Annotated in this window: 21 protein-coding genes; 5 read left to right on the plus strand and 16 right to left on the minus strand. The window is 59.5% G+C overall.

Features of this window, described 5'->3' with window-relative positions; translation table 11 throughout:
- Positions 1 to 331: 331 nt before the first annotated feature.
- Positions 332 to 700 carry a DUF6124 family protein gene (locus tag ACN1C3_RS26590; protein WP_419118711.1) on the plus strand — a complete coding sequence of 123 codons (369 nt, stop codon included), beginning with the start codon at positions 332 to 334 and terminating at the stop codon, positions 698 to 700.
- A 66-nt stretch (positions 701 to 766) separates the two neighbouring features.
- On the opposite strand, the gene ACN1C3_RS26595 is transcribed toward ACN1C3_RS26590, so the two are convergent.
- The 3 genes from ACN1C3_RS26595 to ACN1C3_RS26605 form a co-directional block, all read right to left on the minus strand.
- Complete coding sequence (locus ACN1C3_RS26595; protein ID WP_419118712.1) at positions 767 to 2,227, minus strand: N-acyl-D-amino-acid deacylase family protein; 1,461 nt, start codon at positions 2,225 to 2,227, stop codon at positions 767 to 769.
- Positions 2,228 to 2,288: 61 nt separating this feature from the next.
- Positions 2,289 to 3,200, minus strand: a complete 912-nt coding sequence (locus ACN1C3_RS26600) for a LysR substrate-binding domain-containing protein (protein WP_419118713.1) — start codon at positions 3,198 to 3,200, stop codon at positions 2,289 to 2,291.
- 175 nt (positions 3,201 to 3,375) lie between these two features.
- Positions 3,376 to 3,966: an NAD(P)H-dependent oxidoreductase gene (locus ACN1C3_RS26605; protein WP_419118714.1), complete on the minus strand. Its 591-nt coding sequence runs from the start codon at positions 3,964 to 3,966 to the stop codon at positions 3,376 to 3,378.
- Between the two features lie 200 nt (positions 3,967 to 4,166).
- Here ACN1C3_RS26605 and ACN1C3_RS26610 point away from each other — a divergent pair, with 200 nt between their 5' ends.
- On the plus strand, positions 4,167 to 4,481 hold the full coding sequence (locus ACN1C3_RS26610) for a putative quinol monooxygenase (protein WP_419118715.1): 315 nt from the start codon (positions 4,167 to 4,169) through the stop codon (positions 4,479 to 4,481).
- On the opposite strand, the gene ACN1C3_RS26615 is transcribed toward ACN1C3_RS26610, so the two are convergent.
- The gene (locus ACN1C3_RS26615) at positions 4,471 to 5,235 is read right to left on the minus strand and encodes a sulfite exporter TauE/SafE family protein (protein ID WP_419118716.1); all 765 of its coding nucleotides are present in this window, start codon (positions 5,233 to 5,235) and stop codon (positions 4,471 to 4,473) included. The two genes, ACN1C3_RS26610 and ACN1C3_RS26615, sit on opposite strands and share 11 nt — an antisense overlap.
- A gap of 253 nt (positions 5,236 to 5,488) precedes the next feature.
- Here ACN1C3_RS26615 and ACN1C3_RS26620 point away from each other — a divergent pair, with 253 nt between their 5' ends.
- From ACN1C3_RS26620 to ACN1C3_RS26630, 3 genes are all read left to right on the plus strand, one after another.
- Positions 5,489 to 6,385, plus strand: a complete 897-nt coding sequence (locus tag ACN1C3_RS26620; protein ID WP_419118717.1) for a LysR substrate-binding domain-containing protein — start codon at positions 5,489 to 5,491, stop codon at positions 6,383 to 6,385.
- A gap of 53 nt (positions 6,386 to 6,438) precedes the next feature.
- On the plus strand, positions 6,439 to 7,017 hold the full coding sequence (locus ACN1C3_RS26625; protein WP_419118762.1) for an NAD(P)H-dependent oxidoreductase: 579 nt from the start codon (positions 6,439 to 6,441) through the stop codon (positions 7,015 to 7,017).
- Between the two features lie 183 nt (positions 7,018 to 7,200).
- Positions 7,201 to 7,584 carry a MerR family transcriptional regulator gene (locus ACN1C3_RS26630; RefSeq protein ID WP_419118718.1) on the plus strand — a complete coding sequence of 128 codons (384 nt, stop codon included), beginning with the start codon at positions 7,201 to 7,203 and terminating at the stop codon, positions 7,582 to 7,584.
- A gap of 129 nt (positions 7,585 to 7,713) precedes the next feature.
- Here the strand turns inward: ACN1C3_RS26630 and ACN1C3_RS26635 are convergent, their stop codons facing one another.
- From ACN1C3_RS26635 to ACN1C3_RS26690, 12 genes are all read right to left on the minus strand, one after another.
- Complete coding sequence (locus tag ACN1C3_RS26635; RefSeq protein WP_419118719.1) at positions 7,714 to 10,323, minus strand: efflux RND transporter permease subunit; 2,610 nt, start codon at positions 10,321 to 10,323, stop codon at positions 7,714 to 7,716.
- A gap of 32 nt (positions 10,324 to 10,355) precedes the next feature.
- Entirely contained in the window at positions 10,356 to 11,192 is an 837-nt protein-coding gene (locus ACN1C3_RS26640; protein ID WP_419118720.1) for an outer membrane lipoprotein-sorting protein, read from the minus strand.
- Between the two features lie 112 nt (positions 11,193 to 11,304).
- Complete coding sequence (locus ACN1C3_RS26645; protein WP_419118721.1) at positions 11,305 to 12,588, minus strand: hypothetical protein; 1,284 nt, start codon at positions 12,586 to 12,588, stop codon at positions 11,305 to 11,307.
- A gap of 2 nt (positions 12,589 to 12,590) precedes the next feature.
- Positions 12,591 to 13,355 carry an SDR family NAD(P)-dependent oxidoreductase gene (locus ACN1C3_RS26650; RefSeq protein WP_419118722.1) on the minus strand — a complete coding sequence of 255 codons (765 nt, stop codon included), beginning with the start codon at positions 13,353 to 13,355 and terminating at the stop codon, positions 12,591 to 12,593.
- Positions 13,352 to 14,089, minus strand: coding sequence for a 3-oxoacyl-ACP reductase family protein (locus ACN1C3_RS26655; protein ID WP_419118723.1), 738 nt, complete (start codon positions 14,087 to 14,089; stop codon positions 13,352 to 13,354). The genes ACN1C3_RS26650 and ACN1C3_RS26655 overlap by 4 nt, the downstream gene beginning before the upstream one ends.
- Before the next feature lie 9 nt (positions 14,090 to 14,098).
- Positions 14,099 to 16,969, minus strand: a complete 2,871-nt coding sequence (locus ACN1C3_RS26660) for an aminotransferase class III-fold pyridoxal phosphate-dependent enzyme (RefSeq protein ID WP_419118724.1) — start codon at positions 16,967 to 16,969, stop codon at positions 14,099 to 14,101.
- Between the two features lie 45 nt (positions 16,970 to 17,014).
- Positions 17,015 to 18,217, minus strand: coding sequence for a beta-ketoacyl synthase N-terminal-like domain-containing protein (locus tag ACN1C3_RS26665; protein WP_419118763.1), 1,203 nt, complete (start codon positions 18,215 to 18,217; stop codon positions 17,015 to 17,017).
- Positions 18,217 to 19,512 carry a beta-ketoacyl-[acyl-carrier-protein] synthase family protein gene (locus ACN1C3_RS26670; protein ID WP_419118725.1) on the minus strand — a complete coding sequence of 432 codons (1,296 nt, stop codon included), beginning with the start codon at positions 19,510 to 19,512 and terminating at the stop codon, positions 18,217 to 18,219. The genes ACN1C3_RS26665 and ACN1C3_RS26670 overlap by 1 nt, the downstream gene beginning before the upstream one ends.
- Complete coding sequence (locus tag ACN1C3_RS26675; protein WP_419118726.1) at positions 19,509 to 20,591, minus strand: beta-ketoacyl synthase; 1,083 nt, start codon at positions 20,589 to 20,591, stop codon at positions 19,509 to 19,511. The genes ACN1C3_RS26670 and ACN1C3_RS26675 overlap by 4 nt, the downstream gene beginning before the upstream one ends.
- 1 nt (position 20,592) lies before the next feature.
- A complete protein-coding gene (locus ACN1C3_RS26680; protein WP_419118727.1) occupies positions 20,593 to 21,867 on the minus strand; it encodes a beta-ketoacyl-[acyl-carrier-protein] synthase family protein in 1,275 nt (424 codons plus the stop codon).
- A gap of 10 nt (positions 21,868 to 21,877) precedes the next feature.
- Complete coding sequence (locus ACN1C3_RS26685) at positions 21,878 to 22,447, minus strand: acyl carrier protein (RefSeq protein WP_419118728.1); 570 nt, start codon at positions 22,445 to 22,447, stop codon at positions 21,878 to 21,880.
- Between the two features lie 377 nt (positions 22,448 to 22,824).
- Positions 22,825 to 24,234, minus strand: coding sequence for an amino acid permease (locus tag ACN1C3_RS26690; RefSeq protein WP_419118729.1), 1,410 nt, complete (start codon positions 24,232 to 24,234; stop codon positions 22,825 to 22,827).
- Positions 24,235 to 24,238: the final 4 nt, after the last annotated feature.

Raw genomic sequence — 24,238 nt, forward strand, 5'->3', positions numbered from 1 at the left:
ATCTGTGGGTAGGCGAAGCGATATTTCCTTGGCCAACAATTAGGGATATTTCTGACAGGTTTTGAGGTTCCGTTGATTTGGGCACGCGGCTAACCTTCGCCAGTCGCTGCACATCAGCGACCGGGCGTCGCGGCCTAGAACTTGATGCATAATCGCTCCATCCGACAGCACGCACTTTTGTGCCTGCTGTTTCGTGTCATGGCGGCTGTGCGCGGGATACCTTCGGGTATGCCGGGTTCCAAGTTCTCGGTCCGCGAACCCGCGTACAGTTGCCACCCTCAATCGCGTCGCGGCGATCGGTGGCAGCTCCATTCATACTTGGAGCTCCACTATGTTCAAAGTCACCCCCAATCCCCCTGCAACCCCAAACGTTTCCCCTTGCGAATCACTCGATTCCAGCAAACTTCACGAGGCTGCGAACCGTGCCCTCGATCATTATCTGACGCCGCCTTCTGGCAATCCCGGATCCACCAGCAACCGTCCGCTGCAAGTCTTCACCGTCGCCCCCGACATCAACACCGAAGCCCTGCTGCCCAACGCCTACGAAACCTTCAGCTCGGCCACTACTCTGGTTTTGGATCTTTGCGATGATCTCGATGGCAAAGAGCGCAACCTGGCCTTGGCCATTCATCAAATGATGGAGTTGGGTTTGTTGTTGATCGAAAAGGCACTGGATAACGAGTGTTCGGTGAAGTCATAGAACTGGGGTTGTCAGTTAACCAGTTGTTTTGATCGTTCCCACTCCCGCGTGGGAACGATCAATTGATTAATGACCAAACCCCAACCGCAAATCCCCTTCCCGCGCCAAAAACCTCCCTTCCCGCCGCCCAGTCACCCGGCCATCCACATAACTGCGCACACCATTGACCCACACCCCTTCAATGCCCTCGGCGGCCCGTTGCGGGTCGGTGAAGTCGGCGACATCACGTACCCGCGCAGGGTCAAACAACACCAGATCCGCCCAATGCCCTTCGCGGATTTCACCCCGCTCGGTCAGGCCGAATCTCGCTGCCGAAAGCCCGGTCATTTTGTGCACGGCGGTATGCAGCGGGAACAGGCCCACATCGCGGCTGAAATGCCCGAGTACCCTTGGGAACGTGCCCCACAAACGCGGATGCGGGAACGGGTCTCCTGGTAAACCGTCGGAGCCGATCATCGATAGCGGGTGCGACAGGATACGCCGCACATCAGCCTCGTCCATGCCGTAATACACCGCGCCGGCCGGTTGCAGGCGACGGGCCGCGTCCAGCAGCGGCATGCCCCAGTCGGCGGCGATGTATTTCAGATCGCGGCCGCCCACCTCAGGATGCGGCGTCGACCAGGTGATGGTGATGCGAAACGCATCGGTGACTTGTTTGAGGTCCAGGGTCGAAGAACTCGCCGCATAGGGATAACAATCACAGCCCACCGGATGGCTCAACGCGGCACGTTCCAGGGACGCGAGCAGTTGCGAGCTGCGGCCCCAGTTACCGGCACCCGCGCATTTGAGGTGGGAAATGATCACTGGGGCTTTGGCGTGACGGCCGATCTGAAACGCTTCGTCCATCGCTTCCAGCACCGGCTCGAATTCGCTGCGTAAATGGGTGGTGTAGACCGCACCAAAGGCTGTCAGCTCTTCGGCCAGTTGCTGCACTTCATCGGTCTCGGCGCAAAAAGCACTGGCGTAGGCCAGGCCTGTGGACAAGCCCAAGGCGCCCGCCTCCAGGCTCTCGCGCAGTTGCTCACGCATGGCTCTGATTTCGCGTGGCGTGGCGGTGCGATACAGATCGTCCAGGTGATTGCTGCGTAACGCGGTATGACCCACCAGCGCCGCCACATTCAGGGTCGGATTCGCCGCTTCGACCGCAGCCCGGTAGTCGCTGAAACTCGGATAGACGAAAGCGCTGGCGGCACCCAGCAGGTTCATCGGGTCCGGCGGCTCGCCACGCAAACTCACTGGCGAGGCGCTGATCCCGCAGTTGCCGACGATCACCGTGGTCACGCCCTGGCTGAGCTTGGGCAGCATCTGCGGCTGACGGATCACCACGGTGTCGTCGTGGGTGTGAACGTCGATAAATCCTGGCGCCAGTACGCGACCGGTCGCGTCGATTTCCTCGTCAGCGCAAGCACCGTTCAGGTCACCGATGCGTTGAATGCGACCCTCCAGAATCGCCACGTCGGCGGCATAACCCGGGGTGTTAGTGCCGTCGATGATCAGGGCATTGCGGATCAGCGTGTCGTACTTCATTTCAATCTCCTGACGGCAGGCAATCAGCGCCGCCTCGGTAGTCGTCCAACGCCAGTTTAATTCAGCCTTCAAACACCGTCATGGCGTAGGCCGCCAGCTTGCTCTGGATGAAGTCGAGGAAGCATTGAATGCGCAACGCCAGCTGCGAGTTACGGTAGTACACCGCGTTGATCGGTTGGCGATAGCCGCTATTGGCCTCGGCCAACACCACCTTCAAGCGGCCGGCCTTGATGTCATCAATGGTCATGAAGTGCGACAGGCACGCAATGCCCTGCCCCTCCAGCGCCAGATGGCGCAAGGTTTCACCACTGGAGGCAGAAATCCCTGGCTGAATCTGCCAGCGATCACCTTGGGCATGCCGCAACGGCCAATGGTTGAGGCTTTCGGTCTGGGTGAAGCCCAGTAGCGAATGCCCGGCCAGTTCCGCCACGGTGGTCGGCGTGCCGTGTTTTTCCAGGTATTGAGGGCTGGCAAGGATGTGCAACGGGCTGCAACCCAAGGAGCGCGCATGCAGCGTGGAATCCGCCAACGACCCGATACGAATGGCGATATCGGTGCTTTGTTCCAGCAAATCGATGATCAGGTCATTGCTGTTGAGCTCCAGCTGGATGTCTGGATACAGACTGCGGAACTCGCTGATGTACGGCACGATGGCGTGGAGCATGAACGGTGAGGCGGCGTTGATTCGCAGGCGACCTGACGGCGTTTGCTGACGCGAGGACAGCCGCTCTTCGAGATCATCCATTTGTTCGAGAATCAGTTTAGCCCGTTCGAAGAAATACTTGCCCTCTTCGGTCAGGTCCATACGCCGCGTGGTGCGGTTGATCAGCGTGGTGTCGAGCTTGGCCTCGAGCCGCGACAGCGTGCGGCTGACCGCCGAGGGGGTTTGCCCGACCTGTTCAGCCGCGGCGGAAATCGAACCGCACTCAATCACACAGACGAAAATCTGCAACTCATCGGATCTGGCTTTCACGTGCGTCCTCTTTAGCGATTCGGTCTGCAGCAAGATCGCAGCCTGCGGCAGCTCCTACGCGGTTCAGGTACACCTTGATCGTGCGGGTGTATCCAAATCCGTAGGAGCTGCCGATAGGCTGCGATCTTTTCGCGGTAACCACCGATATTAGCCGTATGTCACACAAAAGGAACGCTTACGCCCGCAAGTTGAAAACCTCGGTCAGGTGCTGTTCGTAGCGGGCCACGTCAGTTTCGATGTTTGGACGCTTCATCACGTCGACGCACAGGAAGGTCGGCAGACCGGTCATGCCGAGGAAGGTGTTGGCTTTGTGGAACGGGAAATACACCGCGTCTACGCCCTTGGCTTCGAAGAAGTCGGTCGGGTCGTCGAAGGCTTGCTGCGGTGCGTTCCAGGTCAGTGAGAGCATGTACTGCTTGCCCTGCAACAGGCCGCCGCTGCCGTACTTTTGCGACGCATCGGAACGGGTGCGGCCATCGCTGGCATACAGGCTGCCATGGCCTTCGGTGAAGACTTCATCGATGTACTTCTTGACGGTCCACGGCGCGCCCATCCACCAGCCTGGCATCTGATAAATGATCACGTCGGCCCAGACAAACTTCGCCACTTCTTCAGCGAGGTCGTAGCCCTCGTCGATGTGGGTGACTTTCACATCGACGCCGCCGCGATCCAGCACGCTCAGCGCGGCGTCATGCAGCGTCGAGTTGTAGCGGCCGTCGGAGTGGGCGAATTTTTTACCACCGTTGAGCAACAGTACTTTTTTCATGAGGAGCCTCATCAGGGTCCAATCCGCAGCGCTGTGGATAAGTCGCTGGATTGAGAAGGTTGAAATTTGATGACGGCAGGGTATCGATGGGAGGCTGAGGGAATAAGCCCGAAGCGGTCAAAATACATTTGACCCATACGCACGAATCATCGACGGATTGTTGTCGTAGACTTTTCGAACCCAGACTTGAGGAGATCTACATGAGTGAGTTGCACGGCTTTATCTTGCACACCCAGACCAAACCGGAAAAAGCCGAAGCGTTCGAAGCGCTGTTCCGCGCTTACGTTGAACCGAGCCGCGCCGAGCCCGGCTGCATCGAGTACCACATGCTGCGCGACCAGCAGGACCCGACGCTGTTTATTTTTTACGAAATCTGGCAATCCCAGGCGCATCTGGACGTGCATTCGAACCTGCCGCACATGAAGCAGTTTTTCGAGCAACGCATGGATTACCTGGAGCGCGATTTCGATATCCGCCGTATCGACATGCTCAGTCCGTCGTCCGCTAGCCGCTGATCAACAGATGGCCTGCGAGCAATCCGAGGCCAATGAAGAACACCCGTTTGAACAACACGGCACTGATTCGCTGGCGCAGCCACTGCCCCAGCCACATGCCGAGTACGGCCGGTATCAGGGCGAGCAGCGAAGCACTCAACTCGCCGCCGCCCAACGCCCCGCGCCACAACAGACCGGCGGCCAGCGCCAGTGTGGAAACGGTGAATGACAGGCCCAGCGCCTGCACCAGTTCATCCTTGTTCAAACCCAATGCCTGAAGATACGGCACGGCCGGAATCACGAAGACTCCGGTGGCCGAGGTAACAATGCCGGTCAGCACGCCGCAGACCGGACCGAGCCAGCGCTCGGTGCTGACGTCCATATGCAGAGTCGGCAAAAACAATCCGCTCAAGGCGTAGAGCAATAACGCCGCGCCCAGCGCCCGCATCACCCAACTCCCGCCCTCGATACCGAGCCACAGCGTGCCCAGGCCGGTGCCGATAAAGATCGCCAGCAGCATTGGCCACAGCCGTTTGATCAGCGAACACAAATGCCCACCGAAAGCCAGTTGCCAGATATTGGTCAAGGTTGCCGGAATGATCAGCAGCGCCGCAGCCTGCGTCGGAAGCATAGCCAGACCGAGCAGGCCCATGGCGATGGTCGGCAGGCCGAGGCCGATGACGCCTTTGATCATACCGGCCAGCAGGAATGTGCCAATGACCAATAACGACAGGGCAAGACCGAGGTTTTGGTAGAACGCGATGAGTGTATTCATGGCGTTATCCTGAGGCCTGTGATCGACCTTGAAAATTCGCCATATACTGAGGTAGCCTCTTGCTCAACAAGAGCCTATAGATTTTCGCTGAGGCTGCCGACGTCATCGCGAGCAAGCCCGCTCCCACTCTAAATCTGTTTGAAATGAAAATTTTGTGTGCACTGCAAATCTAATGTGGGAGCGGGCTTGCTCGCGATGGCGTCGGCCCGGTCAACTCAATATCTGAATCAATCACTCATCTCAGGCGCCCCTCATGCACTTCGACCTGACCGACCTGCGCCTCTACTTGAACATCCTCGAAGCCGGGAATATCACCGCCGGTGCGGCCCGCAGTCATCTGTCACTGGCAGCCGCCAGTGCGCGGATTCGGGCGTTGGAAGCATCGCTGGGCACTCCCTTTCTGGAGCGTGGGCGCCGTGGCGTCAGCCCTACGCCAGCCGGCAAGGCCCTGGCCCAACATGCGCGCGTGCTGCTGCAACAGGCCGAGCGCATGCAGCAGGATCTGGCCGAGTACGCCAAGGGGGTCAAAGGTCAGGTGCGGTTGTTGTGCAACACCACAGCGATCACCGAGTACCTGCCGGAATTGCTGGCGGACTTTCTGCGCAGTCATCCCAACCTCGACATCGACCTGCAAGAGTTACCGAGCTTGCGCATCGCCCACGCGCTGCGTCAGGGTGCGGCCGATCTTGGTATCGTCTCTGATGCCGTGGACACCCACGACCTCGAAACCCGGCCCTTTCGCGACGATCCGCTGGTGCTGATCATGCCACCCGATCATCCCTTGGCCGACGACGGGCCACCGAGCTTCAGCGATACCTTGTTTCACGATTACGTCGGCCTGGCCGCCAATAGCGCGCTGGCGGTGTACCTCGAAGAACAGGCGCTGCACGCCGGCATACGCATGCAAATCCGCATCCGCGCCGAAGGCTTCGACGGGGTGATCCGCATGGTCGCCCGTGGCGCCGGGTTGGCGATTGTGCCGCTGGCCGCGATCCAGCGTTGGGCGGTCGATCAGCCGTTCAAGCGCTTTGCGCTGAAGGAAGACTGGGCTCAGCGAAAACTGCTGCTGTGCGCACGCTCGTTCGACAACCTGCCCGGTTATGCCAGGGCCTTGCTTGAGGCCTTGTCTGTTGAGTCAGCCACCCATTGACTCTCCCGTTAGGGGCAGACTCTACCCTGACGGCTCTATTTTCCGGAGCAGGTCTGATGAGCAAGCGAGTACTGGTGATTCTGGGTCACCCTTCAACCGATAGTTTCTGTGGAGCCCTGACCGACACCTATGTCGAGGCCGCAAAAAGTGCCGGACATGATGTGCGCCTGTTACGCCTCGATGCTCTGAGCTTCGACCCGGTGCTGCACGATGGTTACAACCTGGTCCAGATGCTGGAACCCGATCTGCTCAACGCCCAGGCCGATATCACCTGGGCTGAACATCTGACGTTTGTCTATCCGATCTGGTGGGGCGGTATTCCGGCCTTGATGAAAGGCTTTTTCGACCGGGTTTTCCTGCCCGGCTTTGCCTTCAAATACCGCAAAGGCAAAGCCTTTCCAGACAAACTCCTGAAAGGACGAACCGCTCACCTGCTGGTCACCATGGACACTCCGCCGTGGTACTACAAGTGGGTCTACCGCATGCCCGGGCTGCACCAGATGCGCAAGACCACGCTGGAGTTCTGTGGCATCAAACCACTAAAGACCCTGACGTTTGGCCCGATCCTCGGCTCGAAGTCAACTCAACGGGACGCCTGGCTCAAGCAAGCCCAGGCTATCGCCAGCCACTGAATCCCTCACGGTGCAGCATCGCCTTGCAACGGGCGATGCCGGCTTCGTCCCTGCCCTCATCCCCTCCACCCCCGCCATTTGACCCGTCCGGGTTCCAGCCTCGTCATGCTTGTGTAAAGATGCCGCGCCCGCGCCAGGCGCGGGAACGCTCAGCCTCTTTCTACACATAAAAAAGGACTTTTCATGTATATCGGCAAAGCTGCCCAACTGTCGGGCACGACGGTCAAGAGTATTCGGCACTACGAGGAAATCGGCTTGTTACCGCCGCCACAACGCGAAGGTAAATATCGAATCTATACCCCGCAAAGCGTTGAGCTGCTGACGTTCATCAAGTGCGCCCAGCAACTGGGTTTCAAGCTCAAGGAAATGCAGGCGATCCTGCAGGATCACCGGGGCCAGGAACTGCCATGGGACCTGGCGAACAAGGCTATCGCGGACAAGAAACAGGAGTTGATGACCCAGATTGAAGCGTTGCAGCAGGTGCACGCGGGGTTGGTCGAATTCGAAGCCAGCCTCCAGGACGCCCAGCATCAATGCCAGTTCGAACACATCGCCAAAACCGCCTGAATACCGTCAACCCACTGCACAGAACTGAAACGGCTATTAACCCGCGTTGCGCTGCCAAGGCACGCCGGCAATGAGTGGTTCCTGAAAACCCAATGCCGGCGTAACCCGTTGCGACAGCCGCCCTTGTGCTTAACTCAACGCGCCGTCACGCAGTGGGTGCTCGCGCTCACCCACCGGTGGCTCAGGCACGATCGCGGCGAAGAACCACGGCGAAATCAATGTCACCAGCAAGATGGTCATCACACCGCTGGAGAATAGCGCCAGCGCCACCAACGTTCCCAGGTCAACGACCGGCTTATAGGCGGAAAACAGCAACGCGAGGAACCCCACCGAAAAAATCACCACGTTGACCACGGTCGAACGCCCGACGCTGTGCATGGCCGCGAGAATCGCCTCATCGATATGCACGCCTTGCTGAACCAGCAACTTGATCCGCGACAGCAGGTGTACGGCGTAATCGACCACCCCCACCACCAGGAACGTCACCAGCGTCGTGCCGATATTGAGCTCGATGTCCAACAGGTACATGCAGCCATAGACCGTCACTGAGGTGGTCAGCAGCGTGAGCATGCCAAGAATCCCCAGGCGCACCGACTTCAACCAGTACATCATCATTAGCGTGACCACCAGCAGCGCCAGGGAGAAGCTCAGCACCTGGCCCTGGGTGATTTCCTGCAACACGCCGGTCCAGATGTAGGGCGTACCGGCATGGGTCACTTGCAGGTTGGCCGGCTTGTTCACCAACAGCCAGGCATCCAGCCGATCGAGCATGTCCTGATAATCGCTGGCGACCGAGGAGGTCATGGTGTACAGCGTCAGCGCCTTGGAATAGTCGGCATTGAGCACGTTCTGCAAATCCGATCCGCCGCCGTTCTCGAACATCATGATGTGTTGCTCGATCAGCGAGTTGCCGTCCACCTCAAAGGTTTCCGTCTGCCCCTCATCGTTGACCGAATTCACGCGCTCCAACGCCTGCGGCACACGCAGATAGTCGGGATTCATGTCATTGAGCACCAGGTTCATGCGCTTGACGTACGTGGCCACCGAATAGGTGTAACTGACGTTCGGCTGGGACTTGATGAATTGGTCGAGCCGGTCGAGGAACTGCACCACCTCGGTGGTCAGGACACCGCGCGGGGTCTTGCTGTCGAAGGCGATCCAGCCCGGAGACGTGCCGGCGACATGGGCCCGGTTGATGAACTCATCCGAGACCCGGACCGGGCTGTCTTTCTTGAAGTAGGCAATCCCTGAGTCTTCGATATTGACCATGAAGGTGAATACCGTCATCAACGCCAACAACGGCAAGGTGACGATCAGGACGGGTTTGCGCCATTGGATCAAGCGCGCACAGAACGCCACCAGATAGCGCGAGATGATCGACTCTTTATGGACAATTTTTTGCGGCGGCTGATCCTTGCCCCAGATGGAGATCCACGCCGGAATCAGCAGCAGGGAAATGATCAAAGCCGCCGTCAGCCCGATGGACATGAAGACGCCGAAATTGCGGATGCTGACGATATTGTTGGTGGTGGAAATCATGAACGTGGCGATGGTGGTCACGGTGGTCAACACCACGGGGACGACCATCATCCGCATGGTTTCGCGGTTGGCTTCACGATAGGACTTGCCGGCATTGAGTTGCTCGTAATACTCGGCCATCACGTGGATCGCATCGGCGCAGCAAATGGTGAACAAGAAGACCGGTAACACGCTGGTCAGCAGGTCAATCGGTACCCGAAACAGCGCCATCAGGCCCAAGGTCCAGATGGTGCAGAAGAGGATATTGAACAGCGGCAGGAGCACGCCCAAGGGCTTGCGGAAAAAGAACGCCAACAGCGAAGTCACCAGCAGGAACACGATCGGAAACAGCAACGCCAGGTCGTGATCGATGATCTCCTGCTGTGCCGCAATGAAGATCGGCATCCCGGCGATGAACACCTCATCGGTGAATTGCGGATGCCTGGCCTGGTAGTCCGCGATGATCTGACGAACCTGGTGATAGGCACGTAGCTGGGCCTGGGCGTCGTCCTGTTTGGTGCCGAGTTCGGCGACCACCATGGCGACCTTCTTGTCGGCGGAAACCACCCCGCCGACCATCTGCTCGTTGCCCATGATCTGCGCTTCGACGACCTTGGGGTCCATGTCCAGGCCATGCAGAGTCTTGTGAATCCACAGTTCACCGTCAGGGCTCAGGCTGATGTTTTCCAGGTCGGCCATGGAGGCCATTTCCTTGATCGGGTTGATCCGCTCTGCGAGAAAACCGAGAAACTGCTGGTCGCGCTCGTCCCAGCCCTGACTGCGAGCGTGATCGAGCAAAACCTTGGCCTGGGCGTAATCGTTCTGGGAAAATCCCTCACTGAGAATGTCCGCGGCCAGCAGCTGGGCACGACTGTCCGCCCCATGCTTGCCGACGATGCGCTGCAGTTCGACTTCATCCTCCGCGTTGGCCAGCATCAGCCGCCGCAGGGCTTGCGAGATTTCGAACTGGGCATTCAGTGACTCGGTATTAAAGACGCTCTGCGGATTGTTCAGCGCCACCATGACCGAATCGTAGGTACCGGTGAATTCGTGCTGAAGGTCGAGAATGGTTTTGCGCGCCGGATGGGTTTCCTTGAGTAAGTAAGGATTGGTATCCGACATCAGCGAGCCGAGTGTGTAGGTGAAGTAAGCGGTGATCGCCACCAGCACAAACACAATCGCCCGCGCATAGCGCTCAACGAAGTTCAGGTATCGTTCCATGATCATGCGTTCCAGAAAGGTCAGGGCAGCGCTTAGCGAGCGGACACAGCAAATTCAGGCAGGTCGCCGCTCTTCAGGCCGCGTTTGATGGCGGTCTGGGTAAACAGCCGGTCGTCCAGCTCGACGTTGTACTGCAACTGGTTGAAACGCAGCTGGGAGCGAGTGCCCGCGATGAAGTCTTCGGTCTCGCTCAGGGTGATGCTGTCGATCTGATCGACTGTCTCGACTTTCAGCGTGCGCATTTGTTTGAACATCACGCCTTTGACATCGAAGAAATCCTGACGCATGACCAGCAGGTTCTTTTTGTCGATCCAGACCTTGAGCATGTTGTAGCCGGTCTTGGCCAGGACTTGCGCAGACGCAGGCGCGCGCTCGATGACATAACAGTCACGGCCTGCAATGTTCTCTTCTGCGACCAGGGTCTGGCGATAATCGTTGGCCCGTATCTTGTCCAGGTCGGCATAGGAATAATCACTGCCCATGAAGGCGCCGCGCTTGTCGGTGGTCGAGATGCGCCGGGTCTGCCGGCTGACCGGCAAGTACATCCACTGGCTGTCTTCGGCGCCCAACGCTTCGTGGGGGTTTTCGATATGGAAGGCGACATCGCGCACGTCATTGGGCGCCGAGAAGTACATGGTGAACTTGTCGCTGTCCGGATAATCCTTTTGCAGGTAGCTGAACTCCCGTACCCGGCTGTTGCCCTGTTTGTCGAGCAGGATCAACGACACCTGCGACATGAAGCTCTTACCGTCGTTGCGGTCTCTGGCCTGGCGGATGATGTCATCGGCGCTCTGGCCCTGAGCGGCCAACACCGAAGCACTCGTCAGCATCAACACACCGGCGGTCAAGGTCTTGAATAGCGGCAACATTGAGATTTCCTTTTCATCATATGAGTGAGTTGCTCGCCGGCGCACGGTGCACGCAGGCGCTGTATGTTCAGAATCTGTATGTTCAAAACCTGGATGTTTAAAACCTGTATGTTCAAAATAAATAGCCCGCCGAAAGCCGAACCTGATCGCGCTGGTCGTATTCGCCAAATGGCCGGTCGTCCTTGCCAAAAAACACATCCACCTCCAGCCCCAACTTGAGCCAGTCGACCGGTTTGTAAGTGAAGATGCCCTGCAGCAACGCGTCGTCTTTGGCCGGCGGTGACATGGCCAGCACTAATCGGCTTTTGAGTCGGTCCCGCAGATGAGTGCCTTCGGCGGACAGGGTGAACAGATCGTCACGCTTGTCCTGCAACATCCCGACCTGCCAGTCGAGCAGTTGCTGTTCCTGCCATTGCACGGAGATCAGCCAATTGCGCACCAGATAGTCGACGCCAAGCAGCGACTTGATCATCGAACTCTCGTCGCTGCCGTACTGGCGGTAGGGATTGGTCACTCGCCAGTCGTCGAAATAGGCCACCTCGCTGCGCACGACAATACTGTGCCCGGCATCGATCGCCAGGCCGGCACCGCCCATGCTGTAACGCGGGAACTGCCGTTCGAGGCGAATCCGCTGATCGTCGGCCACACCCTCGACCGCATACACCGGGTCTTGCTGACGGGCATTGAGGGCGACGAAGCTGGCGTCTACCGCGCCGATCCGACCGTTGGCGCTCACGCCATAGGCAAAGCCGTCTTGAGCGTTGTAGTCGGGCGTGGAGTCGACAATGAAGGTTGCCGGATCCGGCCGGGCGAACAGCGGTGCGTCAAACTCACTGCCTTGGGCCGGCGGCTTGTTCTTTACAAAGTCAGTCACCCACAAGGCTTCCAGCTCCCACTCGCCCACCGGCTGGGCCAGGCGCACCATCGGCACCGCAATGCGACTGTCTTCGAGCAAAGCGGTAAGCCCCTCGCGGTAGTCGAGCGGGTTGATCTGATCGAGCACTCGCAGTTCATCCGCCCGCCCCCAGACCACTTGCTGCCAACCCACCGTCAGTTCACCGTCACCGACGTATTGCCCCCAGTACAGATGCCGCCAGTCGGCGCTGATCCGGTAGTCATCCCGGGCGTCCTGGCTGTAGGGGTTATTGCCGTCATAGCGGGCGTCATAACGCACCCGGCCTTTGGCCTTGTAATAGCCGCTGTCCCAGTTGTCCTCCAGATTGGCCTTGAAGTAGACCTGCTTCTGGGTGATCTGGTCGTCACCGTGCAAACGCAGCGCGGTGGCCACGCCGACTTCAGCATCGGCATGGGCCGGCATGATGTCGGCCCAGGCCAACTCCGGGCCGAGGCAGGCCAGCACGGCAACCAGCCCCTGCCTGAATCGCTCTCTGGCCATGACTACATTCCCAACCCGACGCCGCCATCGATCATCAGGCTCTGCGCTGTGACGCCGCCCGCCTCGGGGCTCGCCAGGTAACGCACCATCGCCGCCACTTCATCGCCCTGAATGAAGCGGCGCAGCGGTAATTTCTTCTTCGCGTTGCGCAGGATCTGCTCGTGGCTGATCCCCGCAATGCGGGCCTGAGCCGCCAGCTCGCCCTGCAACATCGGCGTGTCGATCCAGGCCGGCAGGATCGCATTGACGGTGATCTGGCGAGGAGCCAGATCCATCGCCAATGCCTTGGTCATGCCAATGATGCCGTGCTTGGAGGCGCAGTAAGCGCTGTTACGCACCTTGCCGGCGCGCCCCAGAATCGACGACATGTTGATGATCCGCCCGCGGTCGGCCATCAGCGGCAGGCACAGCGAGGTGACGTAGAACGTCCCGTTCAGGTTGACCGAAATCACCTTGTGCCAGTTGTCCAGATCCTCGGGCTCGTTCTCGTCGCAGACACCGGCGCTGTTGACCAGCACATCGACATAACCGAGACGCGTGGCCAGCGTCTTGAACAGCACCTGCAAACTGGCAAGGTCGGCGATATCGGCCCCATAGGTTTCGATGCTCGCAGCAAACGTCTGCCCGGCCACCCAGTCCTGCAACTGCGGCAGATCCAGATCGAGCAAAATCAGACGGTTTCCAGCGTCGGCGGCGAAGTTTTCCGCCACCGCCCTACCGATGCCTTTGGCCGCACCGGTGATCAAAAGCGTTCGTAGCGCGCTCATGGCATTTTCAACCCGCCGTTGACGGACAACACTTCGCCCGTCAAGTAATGCCCGCGCTCGGCGATGTACAGCACCGCCTCGGCAATTTCCTGTGGCTCGGCGAAACGTTTGATCAACAGTCGCGACTGGACTTCCTGCGCGTGAGCCCCCAGCAACGCGGCCGTCATGTCGGTATTGACGATGCCCGGCGCCACCGCGTTGACGCGGATGTTGCGCGGTGCCAGCTCAACGGCCAGGGCACGGGTCAGCGCTTCGACTCCACCCTTGGCGGCGGCATAGTTGCTTTGGCCCTTGCCGGGCTTTTGCGCGGCCACGGAGCTTAAGTTAACGATGCAGCCGCTACGCTGGCGCATCATGCCGGGCACCACCTGCTGGCAGCAGAGCAAGGTGCCGATCAGGTTGGTCTGAATCACCTCGGTGATGTCATTGATCGACAGCGTCGCCAGCAACCCATCACGCGTGATCCCGGCGTTATTGACCAGCAAATCAATGCGCTCGAACTGCTGTTCGACGCGCTCGAAAAAGCCCTTGATGCTGTTGCCGTCCTTGACGTCGCATTGCGATGCCAGGCACTCGCGCCCCATGGCCTCGACCTCGGCACGCAGCGCCATCGCCGCCTCTTCGTCACGCACATAACTGAATGCAATCTGATAACCGGCGCCGGCCAGTGCCAGGACAATGGCTTTGCCGATGCCGCGACTGCCCCCGGTCACTACCGCTATTTTTTGGGTCATGGCCGTTCCTTAGAGTGAGTTGTTGGTCTTGAACTGAGCGAGGCCAAAGCCATGGATCGCCGCCAGTGCGCGGATCTGCTGCACTTGCTCACGGCTGATATCGCCGTAGGAGTAATGCTGCTTCATCCCCGACAACCCCATCAGGACCGACTCGGCCATGCAGGCATACAACTGACCCTGTTTCAGATAGGCCCGCACATTCGGTGCGAGCCCATCGCCGAGCGGCGTCTGGACAATGCCGCCATGCATGTAGAGAACATCCGCACGCTGACTGGAAAGCGCCTGATCAACGTTCAACGGCACCGCGATGTCGCAGATCACACTGTTCTCGGCAAAATGTCCGGCCTCCAGGAACGGCTGCGGAGCGTTCGCCGCACACAGCACAATGCGGGCTCGCTTGAGGGCTTCCAGGTCATTGGTGACGGTGATGAACGCATTCACCCCGACACGCTCCTGCACCAGCCGCGAGATACGCAGCCCCAGGTCCGGGCTGCTGCCATTCTCCTGGAGCAACTCCTCGATACCGTTGAGCTTGAGCAGACGCATCGCCAGCCGGTCCTGTTCGGCGTTGCCTTTGAGGATTGACCGGGCGGCGTCGGCGTAGATCAGCTGCGCGGTTTTCTCCAGGCGGCGCACCGAGCCGTCGCGACCGCTGCCAATCAGGATCAGGTGATCGACCGTGGCCGACAGCAGGGACGCGTAGGTTGAAGCCACGTTGCCGGAAGCCCCGACCACGGCCGCAGTTTGCTCATGCAACTCAAGTTGCTGTTGCTTGCAGCCTTGCTCGATGGCCTCCAGCCCCATCCCGATGGTCAAAGCGTTGCCGGATGTCAGGGCCATGTCCGGGATTTTCAGTGCCTGACAGTTGTTGGTCACGATGGAGGTGTACATCCCCAGCCCGGCGATGCTGTAACCATCGGCGCGTGCGTCAAGGATGCGGTTGCCGACCTCTTCGCGAATGACCTCCAGATCACCGCTGACGATGTAGTCCGCCATGGCGTTGGAGTCCATGCACAACGGATACAGGGTGAACTCCACCGCAGTACCGAGCCGCGAGCGAATCAGCACCGGGCCGACTGGCGCAGCCCGTCGCTCTGGTGCCGTGCGCGTCATGAAATCGCGTTTCTGGTCGGCGCTCAGCTGGCCTAACGAGGGGTCGACATCACCGAGAATGTCGGCATCGATCAAGTGGTTGATGAAGGCCACACGAGCGACGACCTGCGTGCCTGGGTCGAGGTTAATGTCGTTGGCAGGCACCTGGAAACTGAGGTCACGCGCAGCCACAACAGGGATCGAATCAGCACAAATAGTCGCCGCCAGCGGGAAGGCGTCGCCCCGCTGAAGCATGTCGCAGACTTTTTGCAGCGCGCCGATCAGCCCGTCGATTTCAGCGAAGGTGATGCAGGCCGGCGGCTCCAGGCGGATCACATTGGAGTTGCTGCCCGAGGGTGCCACGCGCAACGCTTCGAACTGCAGCAGGTAGCCGGCGATGAGGTAACCCAATGCATCGTTGTACTGGGCCGAAGCCTGTACCAGCGAACTGTTGGAGCTCTGGTCATGCAGTTCGAAACCGAGCAACAACCCCCGGCCGCGGACATCGGCAATCACATCGGGATAGGCCGCCTTCAGTTCGAGCAACGAAGCCTTGAGGTATTCGCCCTTGTTGTGCACGTCCTTGAGCATGGCATTGTCGTTGGCGAACAGGCGCTTGAGGGCCGACAGCGCGATGTGACAAGACGCGTCGTCTTCGGCAAAGGTCGAGCTGTGGATGTAGCTGAAGTCGTTTTCATAATGGCTGCTGCGGATCACGGTTGCCGCGATCTTCATCAAGCCACCGCCCAGCGCCTTGGACAGGCAGTAGTAATCGCCTTGCAGATTGAAATGGCTGCTGGCCAGGAAGGTGCCCGTGCGCCCGAAACCCGACTGCACTTCATCGACGATCAACGGACATTGCTGTTCATTACACAGACGCCGCAACGCACGGTAGAAATCAGCGGCGAACTCGATGATTCCGCCTTCCCCTTGAATTGGCTCAACCAACACCGCCGTGAGTGCACTGAACGCCTGCCGGCCGACCAGTAACTGCTCACCGCTCCACTGCAGGGTCAGCCAGTGATGGGTATGGCGAGCCGGCAGTTCCTCGAGTTGATGCGGCTGTTGCGGATCGATGAACTCGACGTTCAGCCCGAAGCGCGCGAACGGCTGGCGATATTGCTTGCCGTACGTCAGCTGCACGGTGTTGACCAGCTTGCCGTGGAAGCTGCCACGCAGCGCGACGAATACCGGCTCTACATGCAGCAGCGCAAGGTTGTGCTGACGCACCGCCTCGACCACCTGACGTACCGTTACACCCGTCAGATGGGCCGGTAGCAGACCGGCCGGCAGGTCAAGGTCATCGACGTCCAGTTGCCGATAAGCCCTGTCGCTGGCCGTCAGATTGGCCAGGGCAAAATCCAGTTCGTCGAACTGCTTTTGCAGGGTTTTCTGACGACGAAATTCCGCATGCTTGACGGCGATTTCCACCGCTTCGGCACCGCTGTTGGAAAAAGTCGAAATGTAGCGCTCGGTGTTTTTCAACTCGCGGTTGAAGGCTTCGCTGAGTGCACGACCCAACTCGCCGGCCGTGCCGCGTATCGACATTTGCGCGTTGAACGGCACGTCGTCACGCAGCAAGGTGCAGAGCTGGTCGACGAACTGCGGATCGTTGTGCCCGAACAAAGCTGCGCCGTAGCCACCGAGAAAGTCGGTGACAGTGACTTGCGCACCGTGGCGGTCGCGATAGAACAATTTACTGCCCAGCGCCCGCTGGAACTCACACTCCAGGCCCAGCGCCTGCAGCAAATCAACGAACTTGGGGCGAACAAAATTACGGTAATCCATGACAGTCATATCCCTTGAAAGAAGAAGTCGGTTCACAAAAAAGCGTCAGGCGCCGTGCTCGAGGTGGTAACAAGCGCTGAAACCGTTGTCATCGCGGTTGATGACCAGACAATCGCGCAGGTTCGCCGAGCGACTGGCGCCCATTACAAAGGGCAAGTGCGCAGCGACGGGCTGCTGCAAGCCGAGAATCGGCGGCACGCTCTGGGCCTGCAGGGCGCTGCGGGCCAGAATCAGGTCGACCAGGCTGGGGGCCGCGCTGAGAATTCCGGTCACCGGCAACCCACTGGTGATATGTGCAGCACCCGTACGGGCCAGGGTTTGGCTCAGCTGACGATCCTTCTGCGGATCGCCGCTGCCCGCGCACACCAGCAAATCGACTTGCTTGTCGGGCAGGTTCAACGCTTCAAGATCGACATGGGCGGTCATGCCCAGCAGGCACGTCTGCGGGGCCTCGCACAGGTCCTCGCGTCGGCGCAGGATTAAGGCCGCCGCGCCCTCTCCGGCAATGCCGCCCGTCCCTTGCGCATCGAAAGGTCGCAACGTTTGCGAGCCGTCGGCGCTGATAACACCCGCCTGCACCAGCGCGCAAAGCGCCAGTGCGTCGAGCTCACTCCCGGAGCCGACGATGATAGCGGCGTCGATACGCCCGCTCTGCAGCGCCGCGCTGGCCTCGCGCAACGCTGCCAGATTGCCGGCGACGCCCTGCATGTAGGCATTGCATTCGCATTCCAGCTTGAGGGCCAGGCTGACCACCCCGAGCAAGATGTTGCTCAGGCCTTTGAGCACCAGAAAAGGATCCTGCACCCGCTCCTGCAAAATCCGTCGGGCCAGCAGGCGCATGTCGGCACCCTCGCCCTTGCGGCATTCGTGCAGCAACTCGCCATAAGAGGCCAGCGATGGGTGGGTGTATCCGCCCTGGCAGCAATAGAGGCCATAGCGCAAACCGTCCTGGCCCGGCGCAAGACTCGCTTCGGCCAAGGCCTGGCGTACCGCACTGACACCCCAGATCACCGCCGGCGTGCAGTAGCGCTGCAGGTTCTGTGCGAGGTCCTGACGGCTGCGCTGGTGATCTTCATCCAGGATTTGTCCGAAGGCCGTCACCCGCTCGCTGTGAAACTGCCTGGAGTGCAACGGCGCAATGCCACTGCGCGATTCACAGAGCGCCGACCAGAAACGCTCGACGCCCCAGCCGCTGGGCAATACACAGCCAGCACCGGCAATCGCGACCGGCGTTTTTGCAACACCCATCATGCGTGCTCCCGATATTTACCCAGCACCAGCGAGGTGTTGAGACCACCGAAACCGAATGAGTTGCTCAGCGCCACATCGACCCGGCGGTTGACCGCCTGATGGGCGCAGTAGTCCAGGTCGCACAGCTCATCGGCGTCGTGCAGGTTGATCGTTGGCGTAATACGGTCGTGCCGACAGGCCAGTGCCGTAACAATGAATTCCGGTGCGCCGGCCGCCGCGATCAGATGCCCGAATTGCGACTTGTTGGCGCTGATCGCCAGCCGTCGGTAGTGCTCGCGTTCAGCGAACACCGTCTTGATCGCCAGGGTTTCAGCGGCATCGTTGAGCGGCGTCGACGTCCCGTGAGCGTTGATCAGATCCACCTGTTGCGGCGCGATCCCGGCGTCGTGCAACGCGGTCTGCATGGCCAGGGCCGCACCACGTCCTTGCGGGTCGGGCGCGGTCACCTTGTAACCGTCCAGACTGCTGCCAAAACCCAGCACTTCGGCGTAGGGGATGACGCCACGCGCCAGCGCTCGCTCCAGGGTTTCGAGTACGACAAAGCCACCGCCCTCGCCCGCAATCAAGCCGCTGCGGTGGCGATCGAAAGGCCGGCAAAGCTCGGTTCCCCAGCGCTGCTCGCTGCTTGCCGCGCCCAATAAATACAGCGCGGTCATGGTGTCCAGGCTCAACACGGAGTCAGCCCCACCCGCGATCGCTACCTCCACCTCGCCACGACGAATCATCTGAAAAGCATTGCCGATGGCCTGGGACGCGCCGGCACAGGCACTGCTGATGTTGATCACCGGCCCTTCGCAACCGATTGCGTCGGCAATGACCCGCGCCAGCCGATCGTTGCTCTGGCACAACGAACCGGTAGGGCTGACTTGATCCACCCGGGCCATCAGATGGCGCCAGGCCGGGGTGTCATTGGGTTCGCCGGAGAACGTCAGCAGCATGTCCTGGAGACTGTGCGCCGGTGCGCCGGAGGCACACAAGACGGCGGCTTCACGCAGCTGAGCGAGATCCAGACCACTGTCAGTCACCGCCTGGCTGGCGGCAACCCAGCCAAATTGGCTGCGTTTTTCCAGGGCCATTTGCCAGGCCGGATGGCCCTGCAGATAAACGGGCAACAGACCTGAATCCACCGGCGCCGCATAGCGGACCGGGAATGCTCCGGCCTTCACGCCTTCGGGCTGCCACGGGCGGATGCAGTGTTCGCCGCGCAATATTTTTCCCCACATAGACTGCCATTCGAAACCGAATCCGGTCACGGCGCCCATACCGGTTATCACAATCCTTGTCGCGCTCATGCGTGTTTCTCCATGACTTCACTCGCCAGCAATAGCGCACCCCAATGCCCTGCACGACTGTGATTGAGCAGCAGCGTGTAATGCGCTTGCGCCTGTTCACTACAATCGTTGTGCAACGTCAGGGCGATCTCCGTCAGCAAGGCACTCGCCCCCAGATCGCCGGTCATGTGCCGGGAACTGTGAACAACCCGCCCTGTCTCGGCGAACAGACTCATGAGCCGCGAATCCTGGGTGTCCGCCACGATGCGTTCGACGTCGCTCAGGCAGAGTTTTTCCTGACTCAATGCCTGCTTGATGACGCTGTTTGCCACAGCGCTTGAGCGCTCCGGCGACGCGCTATAACCGCGAGCGAATCCAGCGATGCGCAACGCCATCGAGCCGGATGTCGACGCAGAGGACGTCAATAACAGCGCAGCGGCGCCTTCCCCGTAAAGCTGCGGCCCCGCGTTGAGCGGGTGCTCGGCCTTCTCTCGCAGGTATAACGCCGGGGTGATGTTCGGACTGCTGCTGACCACGACAGCCGCATCGGCGCGGCCTTCGGCGAGGTGTTGCCAGGCTTCGATCAAGGCATCGACGCCGGCATTGCCCTGCGAACAGAAACCACCCATAGGGCCATTGCAATGCAACGCTTCGGCGACGTAGGCCATGACACTGCTATTGAGCATCATCAATGCATGCAAGGGCGGCGTGTGGGCAAAGAGCTGCGCAAGCAGTGCATCAGGTTGCTCGCCGATGGCCTGCACTGCGTCCCAACAGGAGCTTGGCCCATCCACTTCAGGGATGGCAGCGGTGAGCGCAATCCGCTGCGCAGGCAGATTCAAGGCACTCAACGCCGGGGCGATACGCCCTGCGCAGTACAACAAGCGCGCGCCTTGAGGCTCAACACCGCGCTGAATCTTGCGATCGAAAATGTCGGCAGGCAATCGTGGCGTTTTCACGCAATAGGCCAATCGAGCCGGGTCGAAATCCAGGGGTTGCGCGGTCGTCAGCGGGCCGTGCAAGTCGGCGCATTCGCTGCCGGCAGCGTTGAACACCGAGGCCGCCGTGATGTAAACGGATCTTTTATCAAGCGTATTCATCTCATGCCCTCCCCAGAACCAGTGAACTGTTGACGCCACCGAAGCCGAACGAGTTGGACAGCACGACATTGATCGGCTGATGCAATGGCTCGCTCAGAAAGTTCAGCTCGGGGAACTCAGCCTTGTCCGGGTCATAGTTGAGCGTTGGCAACAACACGCCATCGCGAAGACTGATCAGCGACAGGACTGCCTCAATGGCGCCACTGCCCGCCAGGGAATGGCCAATGGCCGATTTGTTGGCGGTGAACGTCACGTCGTTCAAGGAGTCGCCAAATACCTGCTTGAGTGCCAACGCTTCGCTGCGGTCGTTGGCCTGTGTCGAGGTTCCATGGGTATTGACGTGCTCGACGGCGCTGCTCCTCAGGCCGGCATTTTCAATAGCGGCTGTCATGCATTCGGCGTACTTGCTGCCATCCCGGCTGCTGGAGGTGATCTTTTGCGCCTCGCAATAATTGGCGTAGCCCAATACACGACCGATCGGTTTGGCCTTGCGACGCTCGGCATGCGGCCTTGATTCGAGAACGATCAGCGCCGAGCCTTCGCTGAGCACAAAGCCGCAACGATCCGGCATGAACGGGCGACTCTGTTGATCCGCGGCGAAATCGGAGCGCTGGCACACTGCGCCAAGGCCGTCGAAGCTGTAGTACGACAATTCGTGGGCCATCAATTCCACGGCGCCGCAAATGGCCAGGTCGATTTCACCGCGCTCGATGGCGCGATACGCGCTGCCTATCGCCATGGTCCCGGCAGCACAGGCATCGGAGTGAGTAGAGATGTGATCACGAATGCCGAGAAATCGGGCAAGGTGCAGGGTCTGTTGGTCGACCCGACGAGAAAATGCTCCGCCCACCGGTTCGTGGTTTTGCAGATACCGATCAAGATCCACGCTGCCGGTGTCATCCATACACCGACTGGCGTCCTGCAAATCCCGGCTCACGCAGTGTTTGTTTGAGCCCAGGAACAACCCGCTGGCGACTTGAGCAAAGGCCGAAGGGCTCAGACCTGCATGCTGCAAAGCCTGCCTGGCGACGTACTCGGCCAGCACACTCTGTCGCGGTAACGTTAGAGCATCGCCCGAAGCATCAGCGGTCATTTCCTGCCACTGACGGTGATCGATATAACCGGCTGCGGTATTTGCAAATCCAAGCTCGGCAAACACCGGATGTTCACGAATACACGAACGCTTCTGGCTGATCCGCGAAAACAGCGTGGCAGCGTCCAGCGCCATGGGCGCCACCAGTCCGTATCCCGTGACATAAACTTCTCGCAGCCGCATGAAGAAACTCCTAGGCCGTTTCTTGCAAGCAGGACGCGGCATATTTTTCCACCAATTGGCGAGAGATCTCGTCCCCTTCCATCGGGACCAATCGTGCGCTGCAGCCGGAACAGACCACCTGCCGACGGTCATTCAGACGCGCTTCGACGGCGCCACACTCGGGGCACGCCTGGGGCAGATAGTTGAAGACGCTGTGGCACTGTTGCGCCCAGTTGCGCACCGTGGTGGCAGCGAACACGTCCGCGGGCTGCATGCCGACCCGCAGTTGACCCGGGGCATAGGCGCTCAGGCTTTGTTCGAGAAGCACCACACCGGCTTCGGTGATACGGCCCTTATCGACAAATTGGGTGACGTCGCCAAAAACCGCTACCGCGTGATCCAGCACGCTGGTTTTCGGCAAGGTGCAGCCATAGGTGCGACCCAGCTGAAAACTCAGGTCGACAATATCCAGAGAGTCGGCGCTGAGGTCTTCCACGATACTGCTGTGCTCATCGATAGCATCGACTTCCATCACCAGTAACTGCGCGAGCATTTCGCGAGTACTGGTAATAACGCTCTCCAATTCCAATGGATTGTTCATCATCTATCTCCTTTTAAAGTGTGCGCTTGGGTATTAAGCAGTACCGCAAGAGGCTTAATTTCCTACAGCCTTTCCCTACGGCGCGGGAGTCTAAACTCTCCCCTAGAGGGGAGAGTCAACGCGCCATCACGGTTTTTTAGACGAACTGTTTTCCGCTCAAGACCGGCACTTTGAGTACCTGTTTGATGCACAGAAAAAGTGGGGGGCTGAAAGAGTCGAGATGGAACGGAAGTTCCATTTATTCGCACTCTTTAAAAGAGAGTTGATTAACTTAAGAGGGAGAGCTCTGGCCATTCGCCAGTCTCGAGAAGGCTCAGGAACAATGCCGGCTCGACAGTCCATGAAAACTGCCGGCCGGTAATGTACATCTTCTGCGTCTAAACCTTTGGCAGTGGATTCAACGCGGTGGTTGCCTTGGGTTTTCTAAAGAAGAGGCAATAGACAACCGTGAGGACCAGCAGGAACGGCACACCGAACACCAGGGTCATTTTGAAGGCCTCGGTGAAGTAGGTGGTGATCATCACCGCGCCCATCAGCACCAGACCCAACAATGTGGTGTAGGGGAACAGGCGCATGCGGAAGGACAGTTTCCGCTCGCCGTTGCGCTCGTGGTAGCGACGGAAACAGTAGTGCGTCAGGAAGATCATGAACCAGGTGAAGATGGCGCCGAACATCGAGATCGCCATCATCAAGGTGAAGGAGCTTTCCGGGTACACCACGTTCAGCAAGGTTGCCAGCGCAATGCCGGAACTGGACAGCAACAAGGCATTCAGCGGGATCCCGGTTTTGCTCAACACGCCCATGGACTTGGGTGCGTAGCCGCCACGGGACAGGCTGAACATCATGCGCGTGGTGATGTAGAGCTGACTGTTCATCGCCGACAACGCGGCAATCAGGATCACGAAGTTCATCACGCCGGTGGCGCCGGGAATACCGATGGTTTGCATGACCGTAACGAACGGGCTTTGGGCGTGACCGGCCTGAACCCACGGCACAATGGCCAGCATCAGCGCCAGGGTCAGCAGGTAAAACACCACCAGCCGCACAATGGTCGCGCGAAAAGCCTTCTTCACCGCCCGCTCCGGATCCTGCGCTTCACCGGCGGCCACCGCGATCATTTCCACGCTCAGGTAGCTGAAGATCGACACGATCACCGCAATCCACATGCCTTGCAGACCATTGGGGAAAAAGCCGCCATGGGCCGTGTAGTTATGCACGCCATAATCTGGATTGCCGGAACCGAACACCACATACACCGCGAGGATGATGAAGCCGACAATCGCACCGATCTTGATGGTGGAGAACCAGTACTCAAAGGTGCCGAAGGTCTTCACGCTGATGGCGTTGAGCACGATCAGAATGCTCGAGAACGAGACAATCCAGATCCACTCCGGCACGTTGGCGAACCAGTACTTCATGTACATCGCCACCGCCGTCACTTCCGTGCCCACCGCCAACACAATCGCCGCCCAATAGGCGTAGCGCACCAGAAATCCGGCCAGCGGGCTGACATAGAATTCGGCATAGGCGCCGAACGAGCCGGAGGTCGAATGGGCCACGGTCATTTCCGCCAGACAGCCCATCAACAGCAAGGTGATGATCGCGCCAATCGCGTAGCTAAGCAGGACGCTCGGCCCGGCATAACCAATGGCGTAGGCACTGCCCATGAACAGCCCGGTGCCAATCGCACCACCAATGGCGATCATGCTCATCTGACCCGAGGTGAGCTGGCGCCTGAGGCCCTGCTCACGCTTGGATATGCTTTCAAAACCGGTGTTATCGGTCATTTTT

The organism is Pseudomonas sp. H11T01 (assembly GCF_048515765.1).
Classification (GTDB): domain Bacteria; phylum Pseudomonadota; class Gammaproteobacteria; order Pseudomonadales; family Pseudomonadaceae; genus Aquipseudomonas.

What these genes read in the sequence shown, in the direction of transcription:
- ACN1C3_RS26590 (WP_419118711.1), top strand. Translation starts at nt 332, where the DNA reads ATGTTCAAAGTCACCCCCAATCCCCCTGCAACCCCAAACGTTTCCCCT.
- ACN1C3_RS26605 (WP_419118714.1), bottom strand. Translation starts at nt 3,966, where the DNA reads ATGAAAAAAGTACTGTTGCTCAACGGTGGTAAAAAATTCGCCCACTCC.
- ACN1C3_RS26690 (WP_419118729.1), bottom strand. Translation starts at nt 24,234, where the DNA reads ATGACCGATAACACCGGTTTTGAAAGCATATCCAAGCGTGAGCAGGGC.
- ACN1C3_RS26640 (WP_419118720.1), bottom strand. Translation starts at nt 11,192, where the DNA reads ATGTTGCCGCTATTCAAGACCTTGACCGCCGGTGTGTTGATGCTGACG.
- ACN1C3_RS26685 (WP_419118728.1), bottom strand. Translation starts at nt 22,447, where the DNA reads ATGAACAATCCATTGGAATTGGAGAGCGTTATTACCAGTACTCGCGAA.
- ACN1C3_RS26665 (WP_419118763.1), bottom strand. Translation starts at nt 18,217, where the DNA reads ATGGGTGTTGCAAAAACGCCGGTCGCGATTGCCGGTGCTGGCTGTGTA.
- ACN1C3_RS26595 (WP_419118712.1), bottom strand. Translation starts at nt 2,227, where the DNA reads ATGAAGTACGACACGCTGATCCGCAATGCCCTGATCATCGACGGCACT.
- ACN1C3_RS26615 (WP_419118716.1), bottom strand. Translation starts at nt 5,235, where the DNA reads ATGAATACACTCATCGCGTTCTACCAAAACCTCGGTCTTGCCCTGTCG.
- ACN1C3_RS26610 (WP_419118715.1), top strand. Translation starts at nt 4,167, where the DNA reads ATGAGTGAGTTGCACGGCTTTATCTTGCACACCCAGACCAAACCGGAA.
- ACN1C3_RS26660 (WP_419118724.1), bottom strand. Translation starts at nt 16,969, where the DNA reads ATGGATTACCGTAATTTTGTTCGCCCCAAGTTCGTTGATTTGCTGCAG.
- ACN1C3_RS26635 (WP_419118719.1), bottom strand. Translation starts at nt 10,323, where the DNA reads ATGGAACGATACCTGAACTTCGTTGAGCGCTATGCGCGGGCGATTGTG.
- ACN1C3_RS26620 (WP_419118717.1), top strand. Translation starts at nt 5,489, where the DNA reads ATGCACTTCGACCTGACCGACCTGCGCCTCTACTTGAACATCCTCGAA.
- ACN1C3_RS26675 (WP_419118726.1), bottom strand. Translation starts at nt 20,591, where the DNA reads ATGAATACGCTTGATAAAAGATCCGTTTACATCACGGCGGCCTCGGTG.
- ACN1C3_RS26645 (WP_419118721.1), bottom strand. Translation starts at nt 12,588, where the DNA reads ATGGCCAGAGAGCGATTCAGGCAGGGGCTGGTTGCCGTGCTGGCCTGC.
- ACN1C3_RS26650 (WP_419118722.1), bottom strand. Translation starts at nt 13,355, where the DNA reads ATGAGCGCGCTACGAACGCTTTTGATCACCGGTGCGGCCAAAGGCATC.
- ACN1C3_RS26630 (WP_419118718.1), top strand. Translation starts at nt 7,201, where the DNA reads ATGTATATCGGCAAAGCTGCCCAACTGTCGGGCACGACGGTCAAGAGT.
- ACN1C3_RS26655 (WP_419118723.1), bottom strand. Translation starts at nt 14,089, where the DNA reads ATGACCCAAAAAATAGCGGTAGTGACCGGGGGCAGTCGCGGCATCGGC.
- ACN1C3_RS26680 (WP_419118727.1), bottom strand. Translation starts at nt 21,867, where the DNA reads ATGCGGCTGCGAGAAGTTTATGTCACGGGATACGGACTGGTGGCGCCC.
- ACN1C3_RS26670 (WP_419118725.1), bottom strand. Translation starts at nt 19,512, where the DNA reads ATGAGCGCGACAAGGATTGTGATAACCGGTATGGGCGCCGTGACCGGA.